This window comes from Streptomyces caniscabiei, from assembly GCF_014930365.1.
GTDB lineage: Bacteria > Actinomycetota > Actinomycetes > Streptomycetales > Streptomycetaceae > Streptomyces > Streptomyces caniscabiei.
In genome coordinates, this window is sequence record NZ_JABXWI010000025.1 from 25,093 (window position 1) to 42,530 (window position 17,438).

General features: G+C 69.7%; 9 protein-coding genes and 5 tRNA genes. 7 read left to right on the forward strand and 7 right to left on the reverse strand.

Annotated features, from left to right (window positions below; translation table 11 throughout):
* Window positions 1-233 precede the first annotated feature (233 nt).
* On the forward strand, window positions 234-440 hold the full coding sequence (gene bldC / locus HW837_RS42140) for a developmental transcriptional regulator BldC (RefSeq protein WP_003949541.1): 207 nt from the start codon (window positions 234-236) through the stop codon (window positions 438-440).
* A 519-nt stretch (window positions 441-959) separates the two neighbouring features.
* Here bldC and HW837_RS42145 read toward each other — a convergent pair.
* The 7 genes from HW837_RS42145 to HW837_RS42175 all read right to left on the reverse strand — a co-directional run bounded on the left by HW837_RS42145 (window position 960) and on the right by HW837_RS42175 (window position 7,722).
* Entirely contained in the window at window positions 960-1,151 is a 192-nt protein-coding gene (locus tag HW837_RS42145; protein ID WP_060884106.1) for a DUF6274 family protein, read from the reverse strand.
* Window positions 1,152-1,406: 255 nt separating this feature from the next.
* A tRNA-Asp gene (locus HW837_RS42150) sits at window positions 1,407-1,481 on the reverse strand.
* Between the two features lie 100 nt (window positions 1,482-1,581).
* Window positions 1,582-5,559, reverse strand: a complete 3,978-nt coding sequence (gene hrpA, locus HW837_RS42155; protein ID WP_045562563.1) for an ATP-dependent RNA helicase HrpA — start codon at window positions 5,557-5,559, stop codon at window positions 1,582-1,584.
* Between the two features lie 138 nt (window positions 5,560-5,697).
* Window positions 5,698-5,771 (reverse strand) — tRNA-Phe (locus tag HW837_RS42160).
* 24 nt (window positions 5,772-5,795) lie between these two features.
* Window positions 5,796-5,870 (reverse strand) — tRNA-Asp (locus HW837_RS42165).
* Between the two features lie 36 nt (window positions 5,871-5,906).
* Window positions 5,907-5,979: transfer RNA gene (locus HW837_RS42170), tRNA-Glu, on the reverse strand.
* Between the two features lie 81 nt (window positions 5,980-6,060).
* On the reverse strand, window positions 6,061-7,722 hold the full coding sequence (locus HW837_RS42175) for a metallophosphoesterase family protein (protein WP_045562564.1): 1,662 nt from the start codon (window positions 7,720-7,722) through the stop codon (window positions 6,061-6,063).
* 74 nt (window positions 7,723-7,796) lie between these two features.
* Between HW837_RS42175 and HW837_RS42180 the strand changes: the two genes are divergently transcribed.
* The 6 genes from HW837_RS42180 to HW837_RS42205 all read left to right on the forward strand — a co-directional run bounded on the left by HW837_RS42180 (window position 7,797) and on the right by HW837_RS42205 (window position 17,365).
* Entirely contained in the window at window positions 7,797-8,147 is a 351-nt protein-coding gene (locus tag HW837_RS42180; protein WP_009327618.1) for a metallopeptidase family protein, read from the forward strand.
* A 146-nt stretch (window positions 8,148-8,293) separates the two neighbouring features.
* Window positions 8,294-8,824: a hypothetical protein gene (locus HW837_RS42185; protein WP_045562590.1), complete on the forward strand. Its 531-nt coding sequence runs from the start codon at window positions 8,294-8,296 to the stop codon at window positions 8,822-8,824.
* Between the two features lie 537 nt (window positions 8,825-9,361).
* Window positions 9,362-11,578 (forward strand): DEAD/DEAH box helicase, encoded by a 2,217-nt coding sequence (locus HW837_RS42190; RefSeq protein WP_193381350.1) that lies wholly within the window; start codon window positions 9,362-9,364, stop codon window positions 11,576-11,578.
* 124 nt (window positions 11,579-11,702) lie between these two features.
* Entirely contained in the window at window positions 11,703-13,265 is a 1,563-nt protein-coding gene (locus HW837_RS42195) for an amino acid permease (RefSeq protein WP_237270624.1), read from the forward strand.
* 232 nt (window positions 13,266-13,497) lie between these two features.
* Window positions 13,498-13,570, forward strand: a tRNA-Lys gene (locus HW837_RS42200).
* Between the two features lie 270 nt (window positions 13,571-13,840).
* Entirely contained in the window at window positions 13,841-17,365 is a 3,525-nt protein-coding gene (locus tag HW837_RS42205) for a WD40 repeat domain-containing protein (protein WP_196790118.1), read from the forward strand.
* The last annotated feature ends 73 nt before the right edge of the window (window positions 17,366-17,438 follow it).

Here is a 17,438-nt window from a genome sequence, read left to right on the forward strand (position 1 = left end):
GACTGTCCGCTATGGCATGGTCCATCGGCATCCGTCGCTGATGAACACCTGGGAGGGCAATTCCATCGGTTTGGCCGACGCGGCTGGACAGATGGTGTAGTTGTAGTGCCGAGGACAAGCCGTTCGTCCTATAACCGACTCGACTCGCGTCCGCCATTTCGGGCAACGCGGGTCAAGGTGCAGAATTTAGAGGAAAGAACCGAGAAGGTTCGGTTCTCCCGAGGAGGCCGCTCATGACCGCTCGCACCCCTGATGCCGAGCCGCTGCTGACCCCGGCTGAGGTCGCCACCATGTTCCGTGTGGACCCGAAGACGGTCACACGGTGGGCGAAGGCCGGCAAGCTCACGTCCATCCGCACGCTCGGCGGACACCGCCGTTACCGCGAGGCTGAGGTCCGCGCACTGCTCGCGGGCATTCCGCAGCAGCGCAGCGAGGCCTGAACCACCGCATGACAGGGCGTTTCGGCTGGTCCCCCAATCGGCCGGAAGCCTGAAAGCACCGCTCAGCAGCTTCAAGCGACGCGGGTTCTGCCCCAACAGATCCCACGCCCGAGCCACACAGAGCTTTCCGGGAGGCCCAGGCTTCCCGGTCGTCGTCAGGCAAGCACCAAGGGTGCGTCGTAGATCGCGCTGGACTCCGCCGGGTCCAGCGCGATCTTTTTTGTGCGCGGAGTCGGCGGAATCGGTCGTTCCGGGTCCGGAACCGACGGGTTGTGCGCGGGCTTGTCGGACTCTGGGGAGGGGTGTCGGATCTCCTGTGCAGGACCCTGGGGACTGGTGCAATTGCACATATTAAATTGACTAGTTGTAGGGGACTGGTAAGAACCGGCGTTCCGAAAACTCGTTCAGTGACACCCGTCACATGTCGGGCGGCTTGTTGCCCGAGCGGCATCTGCGGTAGAGGGGGCGGGAGTTGAGCGCGGCGCGCCCTCGCGGAAGATGTTCCCTACGGGACGCGTCTCACGCCTTGGCCGGCGTCTCGTCCTCCGCGGGGCCCTCGGCGCCGTCCTCGCCGCCGGTGGGGTGCTCCGTGGCCAGCCGCAGCAGGCGGTGGCAGATCGGGCAGTGGTGGGTGAGATGGCGGTACGAGGAGGCGGCCGACAGATGGGCACGGAGTAACGCGCGCGTCTCGTGCCGAGCGGACGCCGCCATACGCCACCTCCGGGGTCTTGGGGCCCTGAATCTGAGGTACCGGCGGAATGTGACGCCGTCAACCCCCACGGCGCCGGCGGAGCCGCCGCCGGCGGCTCACGGAGGCGCGGGGAACTGCGCGATCGCCACAGACGCCCCGCGCACGCCCAACGACCCCAGCACCCCGAGTTCTTGGGCGAACAGAGCAGGAAGCCGTGGCGCAGCCGCACAGCAAGAAGGCCCGCATCCAAAAGGATGCGGGCCTTCGACATCGTGCGGTCCTGACGGGATTTGAACCCGCGGCCTCCACCTTGACAGGGTGGCGAGCACTCCAAACTGCTCCACAGGACCAGGTTTCGCAGTCCGCGCCTTGTAGCCGCGCTGGCCTGCGAGAAGAGACTCTACAGGAGCGGTGGCCCCGCGGTCGAACTCACCCGGTGTGCACGGTCGATCACGGAGCGGCCGCGTCGATCGCCTTCACGATCCGCTTGTCGGAGACGGGGTAGGCCGTGCCCAGGGCATGCGCGAAGTAGCTGACCCGCAGCTCCTCGATCATCCAGCGGATCTCCGTGACCGAGGAGGGCACGGGCCGCCCCTGGGGCAGCTGTTCCAGCAGCCAGGCGTACTCGTCGCGCATCTCGTGGACCTTCTCCATCCGGGACGTGTCCCGCTGGACGCCGGTCGGCATCTGCTGGAGCCGGCGGTCGGCCGCCACCAGATAGCGCATCAGGTCCGGCAGCCGCCGGAGCCCCGCCTCCGTGACGAACCCGGGCTTCACGAGGGCGTCCAGCTGCCCCCGTACATCCGCGAGGTTGGCGAGGAGGGCCGGGCTGCGGGTGGACTTCAATCGGCGTTCACAGGCCTGCCAGGCGGCCAGCACCTGCTGCACCTGGCCGACCGTGCGGACCGTGGTGTCGACGATCTCCGCGCGCACCTTGTCGTACAGCTTGCGGTACGACGACTCGTCCCACGCCGGGCCGCCGAAGTCGGCGATCAGCTTGTCGGCCGCGGCCATCGCGCAGTCGTCGAAGAGCGCCTGGATCGAACCGTGTGGATTGGCGGACAGTGCCAGCTTCTGCGCGTTGGTGAGCTTTTCGCTCGCGAACTTCGCAGGGTTGACCGGAATGTTTCGGAGGATGAGCCTTCGGGTGCCCTTCCACATCGCCTCCGACTGTTCCGCCTCCGTGTCGAAGAGGCGTACGGAGACGGTGTTCGCCTTCGGTCCGTCGTCGACGAGCGCCGGGTACGCCTTCACCGGCTGGCCGGCGCGGCGGGTCTCGAAGACCCGGGTGAGCGAGCCGATCGTCCAGTCCGTCAGGCCCGTCCGTTCCACGGACTCGCCGCCCTGGCGCTCGGCGGTGGCCGCCGCGGCCTGGGACAGGGCCTTGCGCGCCCTCGGCTTCAACTGGAGCGTCAGCGCCTCCAGGTCCTTGTCCTCGGCCAGCTTCCGGCGCCGCTCGTCGACGATCCGGAAGGTGATCTTCAGGTGGTCGGGGACCCGGGACCAGTCGAAGTCCTCGGGCGTCACCGGCACGCCCACCATGCGCTTGAGCTCGCGGGCCATCGTCACCGGCAGCGGCTCCTGGAGGGGGACCGCTTGGTCCAGGAAGCGCCGGGCGAAGTTGGGCGCCGGTACGTAGTTCCTGCGGATCGGCTTGGGGAGGGAACGGATCAGCTCCGTCACCACCTCCTCCCGCAGGCCCGGGATCTGCCAGTCGAAGCCCTCGTCGGTGACCTGGTTGAGGACCTGGAGGGGGATGTGGACCGTCACGCCGTCCGCGTCGGCGCCCGGCTCGAACTGGTACGTGACGCGGAACTTGAGCTGTCCCTGCCGCCAGGAGTCCGGATAGTCGTCCTTGGTGACCGCCTCGGCCGACTCCCGGATGAGCATCTCCCGCTCGAAGTCCAGGAAGTCGGGCTGCTCGTGGCGCTTGTGCTTCCACCAGGAGTCGAAGTGCGCGCCCGAGACGACATGGTCGGGAACCCGCTGGTCGTAGAAGTCGAAGAGCGTGTCGTCGTCGACCACGATGTCCCGGCGCCGGGCCCGGTGCTCCAGCTCCTCGACCTCGCTGAGGAGCTTGCGGTTGTCGGCGAAGAACTTGTGGTGCGTACGCCAGTCGCCCTCGACCAGCGCGTTGCGGATGAACAGCTCACGGCTGGCCTCGGGGTCGATCCGGCCGTAGTTGATCTTCCGCTGGGCGACGATCGGCACGCCGTACAGCGTGACCTTCTCGTACGCCATCACGGCCGCCTGGTCCTTCTCCCAGTGCGGCTCGCTGTAGGTGCGCTTGAGCAGGTGCTCGGCGAGGGGCTCGACCCACTCGGGCTCGATCCTCGCGTTGACGCGGGCCCACAGGCGGCTCGTCTCCACCAGCTCCGCGGACATCACGAAGCGCGGGGGCTTCTTGAAGAGGGCCGAGCCCGGGAAGATCGCGAACTTGGCGTTGCGGGCGCCCAGGTACTCGTTCTTCCCCGCGCCCCTGCCGCTCTCGGCCCCGGCGTCCTTCACGTCCTTCATGCCGATGTGCGAGAGCAGGCCGGCCAGCAGGGAGACATGGATGTGCTGTTCCGGCGCGTCCTCCTCGTTGAGGTGGATGTCCATCTGCCGGGCGACCGTGCGCAGCTGGCTGTAGATGTCCTGCCACTCCCGGATGCGCAGGAAGTTCAGGTACTCCTGCTTGCACATCCGCCGGAACGACGACGAGCCGCGCTCCTTCTGCTGCTCGCGGACGTACCGCCAGAGGTTGAGGAAGGCGAGGAAGTCGCTGGTCTCGTCCTTGAAGCGGGCGTGCTGCTGGTCCGCCTGGGCCTGTTTGTCGGCGGGGCGCTCGCGCGGGTCCTGGATGGAGAGCGCGGCCGCGATCACCATGACCTCGCGGGCGCAGCCGTTCTTGTCGGCCTCGACGACCATGCGGGCGAGCCGGGGGTCGACGGGCAGCTGGGAGAGCTTGCGGCCCATCGGGGTGAGGCGCTTGCGTACGTCCTTCTGCGCCGGGTCGAGCGCGCCGAGCTCCTGGAGGAGCTGGACGCCGTCGCGGATGTTGCGGTGGTCCGGCGGGTCGATGAAGGGGAACTTCTCGATGTCGCCGAGGCCGGCCGCGGTCATCTGGAGGATGACGGAGGCGAGGTTCGTCCGGAGGATCTCAGCGTCCGTGAACTCGGGGCGGGCCTCGAAGTCGTCCTCGCTGTACAGCCGGATGCAGACACCGTCCGACGTACGGCCGCAGCGGCCCTTGCGCTGGTTGGCGCTGGCCTGGGAGATCGCCTCGATCGGCAGGCGCTGGACCTTGGTGCGGTGGCTGTAGCGGCTGATGCGGGCGAAGCCCGGGTCGATGACGTACTTGATGCCGGGGACGGTGAGGGAGGTCTCGGCGACGTTCGTGGCCAGAACGATCCTGCGGCCGGTGTGCGGCTGGAAGACACGGTGCTGTTCGGCGTGCGAGAGCCGGGCGTACAGGGGGAGGACCTCGGTGAAGCGGTAGCTCTTCTTGATCAGCGCGTCGGCCGTGTCCCGGATCTCGCGCTCACCGGAGAGGAAGACGAGGATGTCGCCCTTGCCCTCGGCCTGAAGCTCCTCGACGGCGTCGCAGATGGCGGTGATCTGGTCGCGGTCGGCGTCGTCGGAGTCCTCTTCGAGGAGGGGGCGGTAGCGCACCTCGACCGGGTAGGTGCGGCCGCTGACCTCGACGATCGGCGCGTCGCCGAAGTGGCGGGAGAAGCGCTCGGGGTCGATGGTCGCGGAGGTGATGACGACCTTGAGATCGGGGCGCTTGGGCAGCAGCTGGGCCAGGTAGCCCAGCAGGAAGTCGATGTTGAGGGACCGCTCGTGGGCCTCGTCGATGATGATCGTGTCGTAGGCGCGCAGTTCGCGGTCCGTCTGGATCTCGGCGAGCAGGATGCCGTCCGTCATCAGCTTGACGAAGGTGGCGTCCGGGTTGACCTGGTCGGTGAACCGCACCTTCCAGCCGACCGCCTCGCCGAGCGGCGTCCGCAGCTCCTCCGCGACGCGTTCGGCGACCGTGCGGGCGGCGATACGACGGGGCTGGGTGTGCCCGATCATGCCGCGTACGCCACGCCCCAGCTCCATACAGATCTTGGGGATCTGCGTCGTCTTGCCGGAGCCGGTCTCGCCCGCGACGATCACGACCTGGTGGTCGCGGATCGCGGCCGCGATGTCGTCCTTCTTCTGGCTGACGGGCAGCTGCTCGGGGTACGAGACGGCCGGCACGCGCGCGGCGCGCTCGGCCATGCGGGACTCGCCCTTGGCGACCTCCGCCTCGATCTCGGCGAGAACGGCGGCCCGGGCTTCGGGCTTACGGATCTTGCGCGCGCCTTCGAGTCTGCGCCCGAGCCGGTGCGCGTCGCGCAGGGACAGCTCGGCCAGACGGGGGGCGAGGGCGCCGAAGGCGGGGGCAGGTGGCGTAGACATACGCCGTCCAGGATCTCACCTCGGCGAAACGAGGGGCGAACGCTTTTGCGTGCGGCCGTCCCGGGGCACCGACGGACCCATCTGCTGCCGCACACGCGAAGACCCCCTCCGGCTTCCCGGAGGGGGTCTTCGTCGATGTGGCTGGGGCCGGGGTCGAACCGGCGACCTATCGCTTTTCAGGCGATCGCTCGTACCAACTGAGCTACCCAGCCGCGATGTTTCACGTGAAACACCAGCGGTCCTGACGGGATTTGAACCCGCGGCCTCCACCTTGACAGGGTGGCGAGCACTCCAAACTGCTCCACAGGACCAAGGATGCGTACGACAGTGTCGCACACGTTCTTGCGTGCCCCCAACGGGATTCGAACCCGTGCTACCGCCTTGAAAGGGCGGCGTCCTAGGCCGCTAGACGATGAGGGCTATCGGCCCGCCTGGGCGCTTCGTCAGCGCGTCGGGGACGTGAGAAGCATATGGGATGGCGGGAGGTATCGCCAAAACGGTTTACGGGCCGCCGGAAGGCTCGCCCGTCGACGTGGTTCCGGAGGGGGACGGGGACCGCTCGTCCCCGGGCTCGGCACCCGGCTGGTTCTCCTTCGGCAGGTGGCGGCTGACCTCGGCCGTCGTCAGGCCCAGCCCGCCGAGCTTGATCTCGTCCCAGGCCTGGAGGCGCCGGGTGTCGCGGTCGAGGTACAGGACCGAGGCCTGGATGGGATCGGGGTACTTGCCCTCCACGGCACGCAGACCGCTGCCTCCGGTCGAGCCCTCGATACGCAGACGGGTGCCCTGGTCGAGGATCTCCATCTCGGGGTGGTGCACATGCCCGGCGAGCACGAGCGGGACCTCGCCGTCCGTCTCCCGGGCGGCGTCCGGGTTGTGGGCGATCGCGATGTCCACGGGGCTGCCGGCCGTCTTCTGCGCGCGCAGGGCGTCCGCCAGCCTCCGCCCGGCCACCTCCTCCGAAGGCAGGCCCGCCTTGTCGGTCGAGCGGTCCGGGGTGAACTGCGGGTCCCCGATCCCCGCGAAGCGCAGCCCGCCGACGGTCACCGCCCTGCCCTCGTCGAGGACGTGCGTGTGGTCGATGCCCTCCAGATAGCGCTGCGTCGCGCGGGAGTCGTGGTTGCCGCGCACCCAGACGTACGGTGCGCCGAGGTCGGCGATCGGGTCCAGGAACGGGTTCTCGGCGGCGCTGCCGTGGTCCATGGTGTCGCCGGAGTCGACGATGACGTTGATCTCGTACTGCTCCACCAGCGAGGCGATGATCTTCCAGCTCGCGGGGTTCAGATGGATGTCGGAGACGTGCAGGACGCGGATGGTCGTCGGGTCCGGCTGGTACGCGGGGAGCGTGGACGTGACGTCGTACAGCTTGGTCACGTTCGTCACCAGGCGGGCCAACTCCTTCTGGTAGATGTCGAATTCGGTGACGATGCTGCGCGCGTTGCCGACGAGGGAGGGCGCGGAGGAGAGCAGGCCCGAGAACTTGGGTTCCAGGACGGAGTTGGGGTTCCAGGTCGCGGCGGCCGTGCCGCCGGCGCCGGCCAGCAGGACGAGGGCGAGGCCACCCGCGGCGAGGGCGCGGCGGGGGCGGCGGAACACGGCGAGACCCAGGGTGGTGGCGCCGACGACGACGGCGACGCCCGACCGCACGGCCAGGTCGACGGTGCCGTGCTGCACGTCCGAGGCGATCTCCTCCTGCAGCCCGGAGATCCGCTCGGGGTGGTCGACCAGGGCCTGGGCGCGCTCCGGGTCGAGCTGGTCGACGTTCACGTCCAGGCGCACGGGGGCGTTGTGGCTGCGCAGTTCCAGGGCGCCGAGCGGGGAGACGTTGATCTTCGTGCCGCCGGTGAGGGACGGGCGCAGGGTCATCGTCGTGTTCATCGGGCCGACGGGGGTGCGGACGTTGCCGACGATCAGCAGGCCCAGCCAGGCGCCGAGCAGCACGACCGCGACGAGGCCGAGCGCGCGTCCCCAGGGGTGGGGGTGGTGGACCAGTTCGAGCGTCGGGTGCGTGCGGCGGGAGCGGTAGTGCCGGGCCAGGGCGCGGGGGGCCCGTGGCATGGCCCGGGCGACGCGGTGCAGAGCGGTCCGCAAGGTGGTCCTCATGGCGCTGCCGGTAGTGCCGGCGTCGGCGGTGCGGTTGGCTGGGGCGGCGGGGACGCGTGCCATTGGTCCCGTATGCCCAGCGGTGCGGACGGATATGCGGGGGGCGAGTCGCGGGGGTCGTGCCTGACAATGGCCGTGTGCTGGAGATGACGCGCGAGGAGTTCGAGGAACTGGTCGCCGAGGCGTTGGACCGGATTCCGCCGGAGCTGACACGGCTGATGGACAACGTGGCGGTGTTCGTGGAGGACGAGCCGCCCGCCGACGATCCCGAGTTGCTCGGGCTCTACGAGGGGACTCCGCTGACCGACCGCGGCGAGTGGTACGCCGGGGTGCTGCCGGACCGGATCACGATCTACCGGGGGCCGACGCTGCGGATGTGCGAGTCACGGGAGGACGTGGTCGCGGAGACCGAGGTGACCGTGGTGCACGAGATCGCGCATCACTTCGGGATCGACGACGCGCGGCTGCACGCGCTCGGGTACGGGTGACGGACGGCTGTTTCGGGGCGCCTGGGCTGGGGGTGCGGCACTTCCGCACCGCGCGGGCAGGGGCCTGCGGCCGCGCGTGTCCTCTTGTGGGCGGCGGGAGTTGGGCAGGGGGACTCCTCATTCCGCCCCCCTCGGAGGTGGCCGCCGTGCGCGCCTTGAACGTATCCGTCCGTCTGGCCGCCACGGTCCTGGCCGTCGCGGCAGCCGGCGGCTGTATGAGCGTGGGGGACGACGGGCGGAAGCCCGGGCCGTCGCCGTCCGTGGGGCAGCGCGGCGGGGAGAGCCCGGACGGGGGCACCGCGATGACGGGCGGGGGCGGCCCGGGATACCAGTCCGGGCAGGGCGAGCGCCGTGGTTCCGCCCCGCCCCGCCCCTCCGCCGCCGGCTCCGCGTCCGCCTCCGCCCCGGCGTCCGGGGCGGCCGAGCCGTCCGGCAGGGCGACGCCGCCCAAGGGGGGCGGGGACGAGGGGAAGGGCGAGCGCCCGGAGAAGCCCGAGCCGACGAAGGGGGAGCCGACTCCGACGCCGACGGTGGTGCAGCCCGAGCCGGAGCCGACGAAGCCGGTGGAGCCCCCGCCGTCGCCCGAGCCCTCGGCCGAGCCGTCGTCGTCCGCGCACGAACAGGGGGCCCAGCTGATGGAACGGGAACCGGCACCACAGGCGGGCAACACGGCGTAGGCCTGCGGCGGTTGGGCCGGAGGGGCGTGGGGGTGGGCAGGGTTCCCTACGGCTCGGACGGCGGGGTCCGGGAGGCGCCGGTGGGGTTCGGTCGGCGCCGGTGACGGGCGGCTGGGCTCTGTGTCCGTGACGTCGGCGGGAGCTTCGGCCGGCGCGTCGCCGCCCTGCGCGCTCGTACGGGGCTTCGAGTCGTGCTTCGCCGGGGCGCTGCGATCTTTGCCCCTGTTGAATCCACCACATCGCGTGCCCCGCGCCCTCGGTGTCCCGTGCCGGATGTGCCGGAGACACGGCCGTCCGCGCCTCCCGCTGAAGTACCCGTCTCACCCCTGACCTGGGGTTATCCGCTCAGTTTGCCTTGAGGGGTGGTGGGTGCGTATGGTGGTAGATCGTTTGATCCCATTTGCCCGGCGCCACCACAGAGCGCGCCGTGTGGCGCGTACTCTCCCTTGCCGTGGCGGACCGCATAGAGGCGGTCGTGTGCGAATCACGGAGTTGACGGGCGCGTGCCGACGAGACTCCGGAAGGTTTCGCATACGCATGTCCATTTCCAGTACTGATCACGTCGTCGTGCCCGAGAACGGCGAGAACGACTCGGTCGAGACGGCGGCCCCCGAGGCCACCTTCGCGGACCTCGGTCTCCCCGAGGGCGTCGTGCGCAAGCTCGCGCAGAACGGCGTGACCACCCCCTTCCCGATCCAGGCCGCGACCATCCCGGACGCCCTGGCCGGCAAGGACATCCTCGGCCGTGGCCGCACCGGCTCCGGCAAGACCCTCTCCTTCGGTCTGCCGACCCTGGCGACGCTCGCCGGCGGCCGCACCGAGAAGCACAAGCCCCGCGCCGTCATCCTCACCCCGACCCGTGAGCTCGCGATGCAGGTCGCGGACGCGCTCCAGCCGTACGGCGACGTCCTCGGTCTGAAGATGAAGGTCGTCTGCGGCGGTACCTCCATGGGCAACCAGATCTACGCCCTGGAGCGCGGCGTCGACGTCCTCGTCGCCACCCCCGGCCGCCTCCGCGACCTCATCAACCGCGGCGCCTGCTCGCTGGAGAACGTCCAGATCGCCGTCCTCGACGAGGCCGACCAGATGTCGGACCTGGGCTTCCTGCCCGAGGTCACCGAGCTGCTCGACCAGGTCCCGGCCGGCGGCCAGCGGATGCTGTTCTCCGCGACCATGGAGAACGAGATCTCCACGCTGGTCAAGCGCTACCTGAGCAACCCGGTCACGCACGAGGTCGACAGCGCCCAGGGCAACGTCACGACCATGTCGCACCACATCCTGATCGTGAAGCCCAAGGACAAGGCGCCGGTCACGGCCGCCATCGCCTCCCGCAAGGGCCGCACGATCATCTTCGTCCGCACCCAGCTCGGTGCCGACCGTATCGCCGAGCAGCTGTGCGACTCCGGCGTGAAGGCCGACGCGCTGCACGGCGGTATGACGCAGGGTGCGCGTACCCGGGTGCTGGAGGACTTCAAGAAGGGCTACGTCAACGCGCTCGTCGCGACCGACGTCGCTGCCCGAGGCATCCACGTCGACGGCATCGACCTCGTCCTCAACGTGGACCCGGCCGGTGACCACAAGGACTACCTGCACCGGGCCGGCCGTACGGCGCGTGCCGGGCGTACGGGCACGGTCGTGTCCCTCTCCCTGCCGCACCAGCGTCGGCAGATCTTCCGGCTGATGGAGGACGCGGGCGTCGACGCCGGGCGTCACATCATCCAGGGTGGTTCGACGTTCGACCCCGAGGTCGCCGAGATCACGGGCGCCCGGTCGATGACCGAGGTCCAGGCCGAGTCCGCCGGCAACGCCGCGCAGCAGGCCGAGCGTGATGTCGCTCAGCTCAGCAAGGAGTTGGAGCGGGCCACGCGCCGCGCCGCGGAGCTGCGCGAGGAGGCCGACCGGCTGACCGCGCGGGCCGCCCGGGAGCGGGGCGAGGACCCGGCGGCGGCCGTCGCCGCCACCTCCGGGGCCGCCACCGCCGTGGTCGAGGCCGAGGGTGCGACGCCGGTCGAGGCTCCGGCCGCGATCGCCGAGCAGCCGGTGCACGAGCGGCCCGCGCGCCGCGAGGAGCGGGGCAACGGCTACGGCAGCGGCGGTTTCGACCGCCGTGACAACGACCGTGGCGAGCGGGGCGACCGTGGCGGGTTCCGCCGGGACGACCGCCGTGACGGTGAGCGCGGTGGCTTCGACCGCCGTGACGACCGTCGTGACGGCGACCGTGGTGGACGTTCCTTCGAGCGTCGTGACAACGACCGCGGCGGTTTCCGCCGGGACAACGACCGTGGTGGACGTTCCTTCGAGCGTCGTGACAACGACCGCGGCGGTTTCCGCCGGGACAACGACCGTCGTGACGGCGACCGTGGCGGGCGTTCCTTCGACCGCGACCGCAACGACCGGGGTGGCTTCCGCCGGGACAACAACGAGCGTGGCGGCTTCGAGCGTCGTGACGGTGAGCGCGGTGGCCGTTCGTTCGAGCGTCGTGACAACGACCGTGGTGGGTTCCGCCGGGACAACGACCGCGGCGGCCGCTCCTTCGAGCGTCGTGACGAGCGTGGCGGGCACCGGGGCAGCGACCGTCCCTTCAACCGCGACCGCCAGGGCGAGCGTCCGGGCTTCCGCTCCGGCGGCCACGAGCGCCCGTACGGCCGTCGTGACGACCACCGAGGCAGCGGCACCGGCACCGGCACCGGCACCGGCACCGGCTCCTCCTTCGGCCGTCGTGACGACAAGCCGCGCTGGAAGCGCAACGGCTGACGGTAAGTGAGACAGCGAAGGGCCCGTACGACTCCGGTCGTACGGGCCCTTCGGCCTTGGTTCCGCCGGTTTTCGGCCATGGTGTGGCGCATGTCACGTCCCTGGAGAGGGAATTGCTGGGGGCATGACAGATGACGACATAGCCCGTGGGGCAGCCGGGGCTTCGGTCCCGGACTCTGTGTCGGTCTCGGTGTCCGACGAGGAGCGGCTCGCCCAGCTGGGCTACACGCAGGTCCTCGCCCGCCGTATGTCCGCGTTCTCCAACTACGCGGTCTCCTTCACGATCATCTCGGTCCTGTCCGGCTGTATGACGCTCTACCTCTTCGGCATGAACACCGGCGGGCCCGCGGTGATCACCTGGGGCTGGGTCGCGGTCGGTCTGATGACGCTCTTCGTGGGTCTGGCCATGGCCGAGATCTGCTCGGCCTACCCGACCTCCGCCGGCCTGTACTTCTGGGCGCACCGACTGGCCCCGGCCCGCAGTGCGGCGGCCTGGGCGTGGTTCACGGGCTGGTTCAACGTGCTCGGCCAGGTGGCCGTGACCGCCGGCATCGACTTCGGCGCGGCGTCCTTCCTGGCGGCCTATCTGAACCTGGAGTTCGGCTTCGAGGTGACCCCGGGCCGGACCATCCTCCTCTTCGCCGCGATCCTGCTGCTGCACGGCCTGCTGAACACCTTCGGCGTCGGGATCGTCGGACTGCTGAACAGCATCAGCGTGTGGTGGCACGTGGTGGGTGTGGTCGTCATCGTCGGTGCGCTCGTCATCGTCCCGGACAGCCACCAGTCGGCGTCCTTCGTGTTCACCGAGTTCGTCAACGAGACGGGCTGGGGCAGCGGGCTGTACGTGGTGCTGCTGGGGCTGCTGATGGCGCAGTACACCTTCACCGGGTACGACGCCTCCGCCCATATGACCGAGGAGACGCACGACGCGTCGACGGCCGGCCCGAAGGGCATCGTCCAGTCCATCTGGACGTCCTGGGTGGCGGGCTTCGTCCTGCTCCTCGGCTTCACCTTCGCCATCCAGTCCTACGACGGCGCCCGCGAGTCGGCGACCGGGGTGCCCCCCGCGCAGATCCTGCTCGACGCCCTCGGCGCGACCGGCGGCAAGCTGCTCCTGCTCGTCATCATCGGCGCCCAGCTGTTCTGCGGCATGGCCTCCGTCACCGCCAACAGCCGCATGATCTACGCCTTCTCGCGCGACGGCGCCCTGCCGTTCTCGCACGTCTGGCACACGGTCAGCCCGCGCACCCGCACCCCCGTGGCGGCGGTCTGGCTGGCGGCGGGCGGCGCGCTCGTCCTCGGCCTCCCGTATCTGATCAATGTCACCGCGTACGCCGCCGTCACCTCGATCGCGGTGATCGGCCTCTACATCGCGTACGTCATCCCGACCCTGCTGCGGCTGCGCAAGGGCGACGCGTTCGAGCGCGGGCCCTGGCACCTGGGGCGCTGGTCGCGGGTGATCGGGCTGATCGCGGTGGTCTGGGTCGTCTTCATCACCGTCCTGTTCATGCTCCCGCAGCTCTCCCCGGTCACCTGGGAGAACTTCAACTACGCCCCCGTCGCCGTGCTCGTGGTGCTGGGCTTCGCGGCGATCTGGTGGGCCGCGTCCGCCCGCCACTGGTTCCTCAACCCCGAACACGCGCGCAGTGTGGCGCGGAAGGGGGCGCCGGAGCCGATCGATCCGTGATCCCGTGACCGGGCCCGGGCTCCCGCGCGTTCGTGAACCCGTGACCGGGCCCGGGCTCCCGTGGTACTTCGCCATCGGGTCACGGCCCGGTCAACTCGCCCGACTCCCGCCGATCTTCCGTCCGTTCTGTTCTGCGGCGAACCTTTTTACGGCCCTTCGACGCGGCCGGGTCACCGATACCCGATCGGACTCCCGGCCACGTCCGGCTATGCTCGTGGGGGCAACATCGTCTGGGCCCTTAGCTCAATTGGCAGAGCAGTGGACTTTTAATCCATTGGTTGTGGGTTCGAGTCCCACAGGGCCTACGGTTCGCGGGTGGGGGTTACCCCTTCTGACCTGCAGTGCAGCGTCCGAGTCGACTTCGGTCGGGTCGGGCGCTGTGGCGTTTCCGGGGTTCGGCGTGAGCGATGCGTGAGCGGATGTGTCCGTGGCCTGCGGGTCGGCCGCCCGCGTCTGGTGGTTGCTGGTCGATGACGAACGGGTGTGCATAGAGTCGGCGGCACGTTTGGTGATCTGTCGAGGTGGGGGCACGGGTGGATCGTCGTCCGGTAAAGCTTGTCGCGGATGTTCTGATCATGTTGGTCGGTGCTCTGCTGGGCATCGCGACCAACTACGCCACTGACGACACGGATACCGCGCCCTGGGGGCTGCGTGTGCTGCGGGAGTGGTCGGTACCGCTGATCGTGCTCGCGCTCGTGCTTCTGGTCGCGGGGCAGGTGTGGCTGCATCTCCTGGAGCGCCCCGCTGCGATCCGGCGGAAGTGGAATGCCGCCCAGCCGCCTTATCCCGGTCTGGAGGCATTCACCGAAGACGACGCCGGAGTGTTCTTCGGCCGGGACCCGGAGATCAGGGATCTTGTCGGCAGGCTGCATCCCTCCGTACCGGCTCGTGCGCACCGGTTCGTCGGTGTGATCGGTCCCTCCGGCAGTGGGAAGTCCTCGTTGGTGTTGGCCGGGCTGCTGCCGGCTCTCAGACGGCGGCGAGGGCACTGGGAGATCGTGCCACCCTGCGCTCCGGGTACCGATCCACTGACCAGTCTGGCGTCGAGTCTGGCCGCGACGCGGATGGACATGACCGTAGAGCAGGTGCGGGCGGAGTTGGCCGGGGGCGCTGTGGGCCTCAGGCGGTGTACGGATCGGCTGCGTGCCATGCGGGGTGGGCGGGCTGTGCCGCTGCTGCTGGTCATCGACCAGCTTGAGGAGATCTTCACGCTGAGCGGGGAGCAGGAGCGGGAGACCTTCCTCTCTCTGATCAGGGATGCGATCGCCGCAGATCCTCTGCTGTGGGTGGTGGCCACGTTGCGGTCGGACTTCCTCACGGATTTCCTGGAGAGCGGGCACGCCGAGTTGGTGCGGCAACCGACGCTGGTGGGAGTGCTCGGGCGTCCGGAGTTGCTGCAGGTGATCGAGAAACCGGCCGCGTGCGCGGGCATGGCCTTCGCACCGGGGGTCACCGCTGTGATGGTGGACGACGCCGGAGGCGGCGACGCGCTGCCGTTGCTCGCGTACACGCTCCAGGAGCTGTATCTGCGGGTAGGCGCCGGCGGCACTGTGACGTCGGAGGACTACCGCAGTCTGGGCGGTGTCGCCGGGACGCTGTCTGAACAGGCCAACCGGATCACCGCGGAGCTGCGGGCGTCGGACGGGGACGCTCCTGTGCTTACGACCCTGCTGAAGTTCGTCACCCTGGAGCACGGTGAGCCGACCCGCCGCCGCGTCGAACGCGGACACCTCACGGAGCGGGAGCGCGCCGTGGCCGAGGCGTTCGTCGTCGGCCGGCTGCTCACCGGTGCTGACGGCGTCCTGGACGTAGCCCATGAGGCGCTGTTCCGTCAGTGGCCGCCGCTGCGCCAGGCTGTCGCGGCTCGCACGGAGGAGCTTCGTCACCGTACGGAGCTGGAACGGTGGGCGCGGGACTGGGAGCGCTCGGCCCGCCAGGAGGCGTATCTGCTGAACGGCGAGCGGCTGCGCGTCGCGCGCCAATGGGTGGATGAGGCGGACGGCTCCCTGGCCGACGTGCCGCTCGTGGCTGAGTTCCTGGAGAGTTCGGCCCGTTTGGATCGAGCGTCCCTGGAGCGGCTCGCCGACGCGGTGGCCGTGCGTGTGATGGAGATCGCCACGAGTGATCCGGAGTTGGCGATCCTGGGTGCGCTTGCTGCCCTTGAGGAGTGCGCCCCGACTTCGGCCGCCCAACAGGCGCTGCACACCGCCCTCAACGCCTCTCGGGTACGGGCGGTCCTCCGCGGCCACGGGCAGGACATCAACGCTGTGACCTGGTCACCGGACGGAGCCCGCCTGGCCACCGGCTCCGACGACGGGACGATACGGGTCTGGAACACAGAGCGGTCCGCTGATCCAGTCGTCCTCACGCCCGGTGGCGGCGGTCACCGGGTGCAGTCGGTGGCCTGGTCGCCCGACGGGAAGCACCTCGCGAGCGGCTCCCGGGACGGCACCGCCACCGTGTGGGACGTCGAGACCGGGACCGAGGCCGGTCTGCTCACCGGGCATGACGAGGCGATCGAGAGCATCGTGTGGGCATCGGACGGAGAACGGCTGGCCACGGCGAGCGGTGACCGCACCGTACGGCTCTGGGACGTGGCGAACTTGGTGGAGGTGGCCCGGTTCACCGGCCACGAGCGGACCGTGTGGGATGTGGCGTGGTCTCCCGATGGGCGGAAGCTCGCCAGCGCGTCGGACGACGGCACGGTGCGTGTCTGGTCCTCGGCCAGCGGCCGCGAAGTCGCCGTTCTGGCACGGCACCGGGCCGGGGTCTCGGCTGTGGCGTGGTCGCCCGACGGCCGGCTGCTCGCTTCGGTGTCGGAGGACCGTATGGTCTTCGTCTCGGCCGTCGCCGAAGCCGAAGCCCCTCCGGGAACCCCTGGTACGGGGGCGCTGCGGAGGCAGTTGGAATGCAGGGAGAAACTGAGCTGTGTCGCGTGGTCCCCTGACGGACGGCGTCTTGCCGTGGGCGACGAAGTCCGAACAGCCCTCATCTGGGACCTGGACACCGACGAGCAGACACTGCTGCCCGGTCACACCGACAGCATCAACGGCATTGCCTGGAACGGCTCTCGGATAGCCACTGTCTCCCGCGACAGGACCGTTGCCGTCTGGGACAGCACCGCGCCCGGCGGACAGAGCAGCACCCTGCTCGGCCACAAGGGATCGGTCGTGAACGTCTCTTGGGCTCCGTGCGGCACCCGTCTCGCCACCGCATCCCAGGACGGTACGGCAGTGGTCTGGGATGTCGACCGAGGCTCGGCGGTGGCGTCCCTCAGTCATGCAGGGGACGTGTCCGACGCGGCCTGGTCACCCGACAGCACACGGCTGGTCACGGTTTCCCAAGGAGGCGCCGCCACCGTATGGAACGTCGGCGACGGGACCGAACTCTTGCTGCTTCGCGGTCACCGTGACGAGATAACGAGCGCCGCCTGGTCGCCTGACGGCACGCGGATCGCCACGACATCGCGGGACCGCACCGCTCGCCTGTGGAACGTGGTGGATGGCGCCGAACTCATGGTGCTCCAGGGCCGGGACCAATGGCTCGGTGGTGCCGCGTGGTCTCCCGACAGCCGCCATCTCGCCACGTCGTTGACGGACAGGGCGCTCTGCGTCTGGGACCTCGAAGCGGGAACCCTTGCGACAACGCTCCACGGTCACACGGACTATGTGTGGAGCATCGCGTGGTCTCCCGAGGGACAGCGGCTCGCCACCGGCTCCCGGGACAACACCGTCCGTATCTGGGACCCCTTCACCGGCACCGAACTGCACACCATGACCGGCCACCGGGAACGGGTCCAAGGTGTTGCCTGGTCTCCCGACGGCGCTTGTCTCGCCACCGCGTCCTGGGACCGGACTATTCGGCTGTGGAACCCCGCCGACGGCCAGGAGCTGAAGGTGATCGGAGTCCATGACGATCAGGTGAACGGCTTGGCCTGGCACCCCGACGGCTCGCTCCTGGCCACGGTCTCCCGCGACCGCACCGTCAGGATCTGGGATCCGTCCACAGATCTCGACACCCTGCTCGGCTCGGCTCGTACACGTGTCTTCCGGCAACTCACCGGGGACGAACGGCAGGGCTTTCTTCTCCCGAGCCGGTGAATTCACGGTCCGGCAGCTGCCGGACACGGGAGGGGATCGTCCCTGGCCTGATACGCCGCGCGAGGGTCGGCTT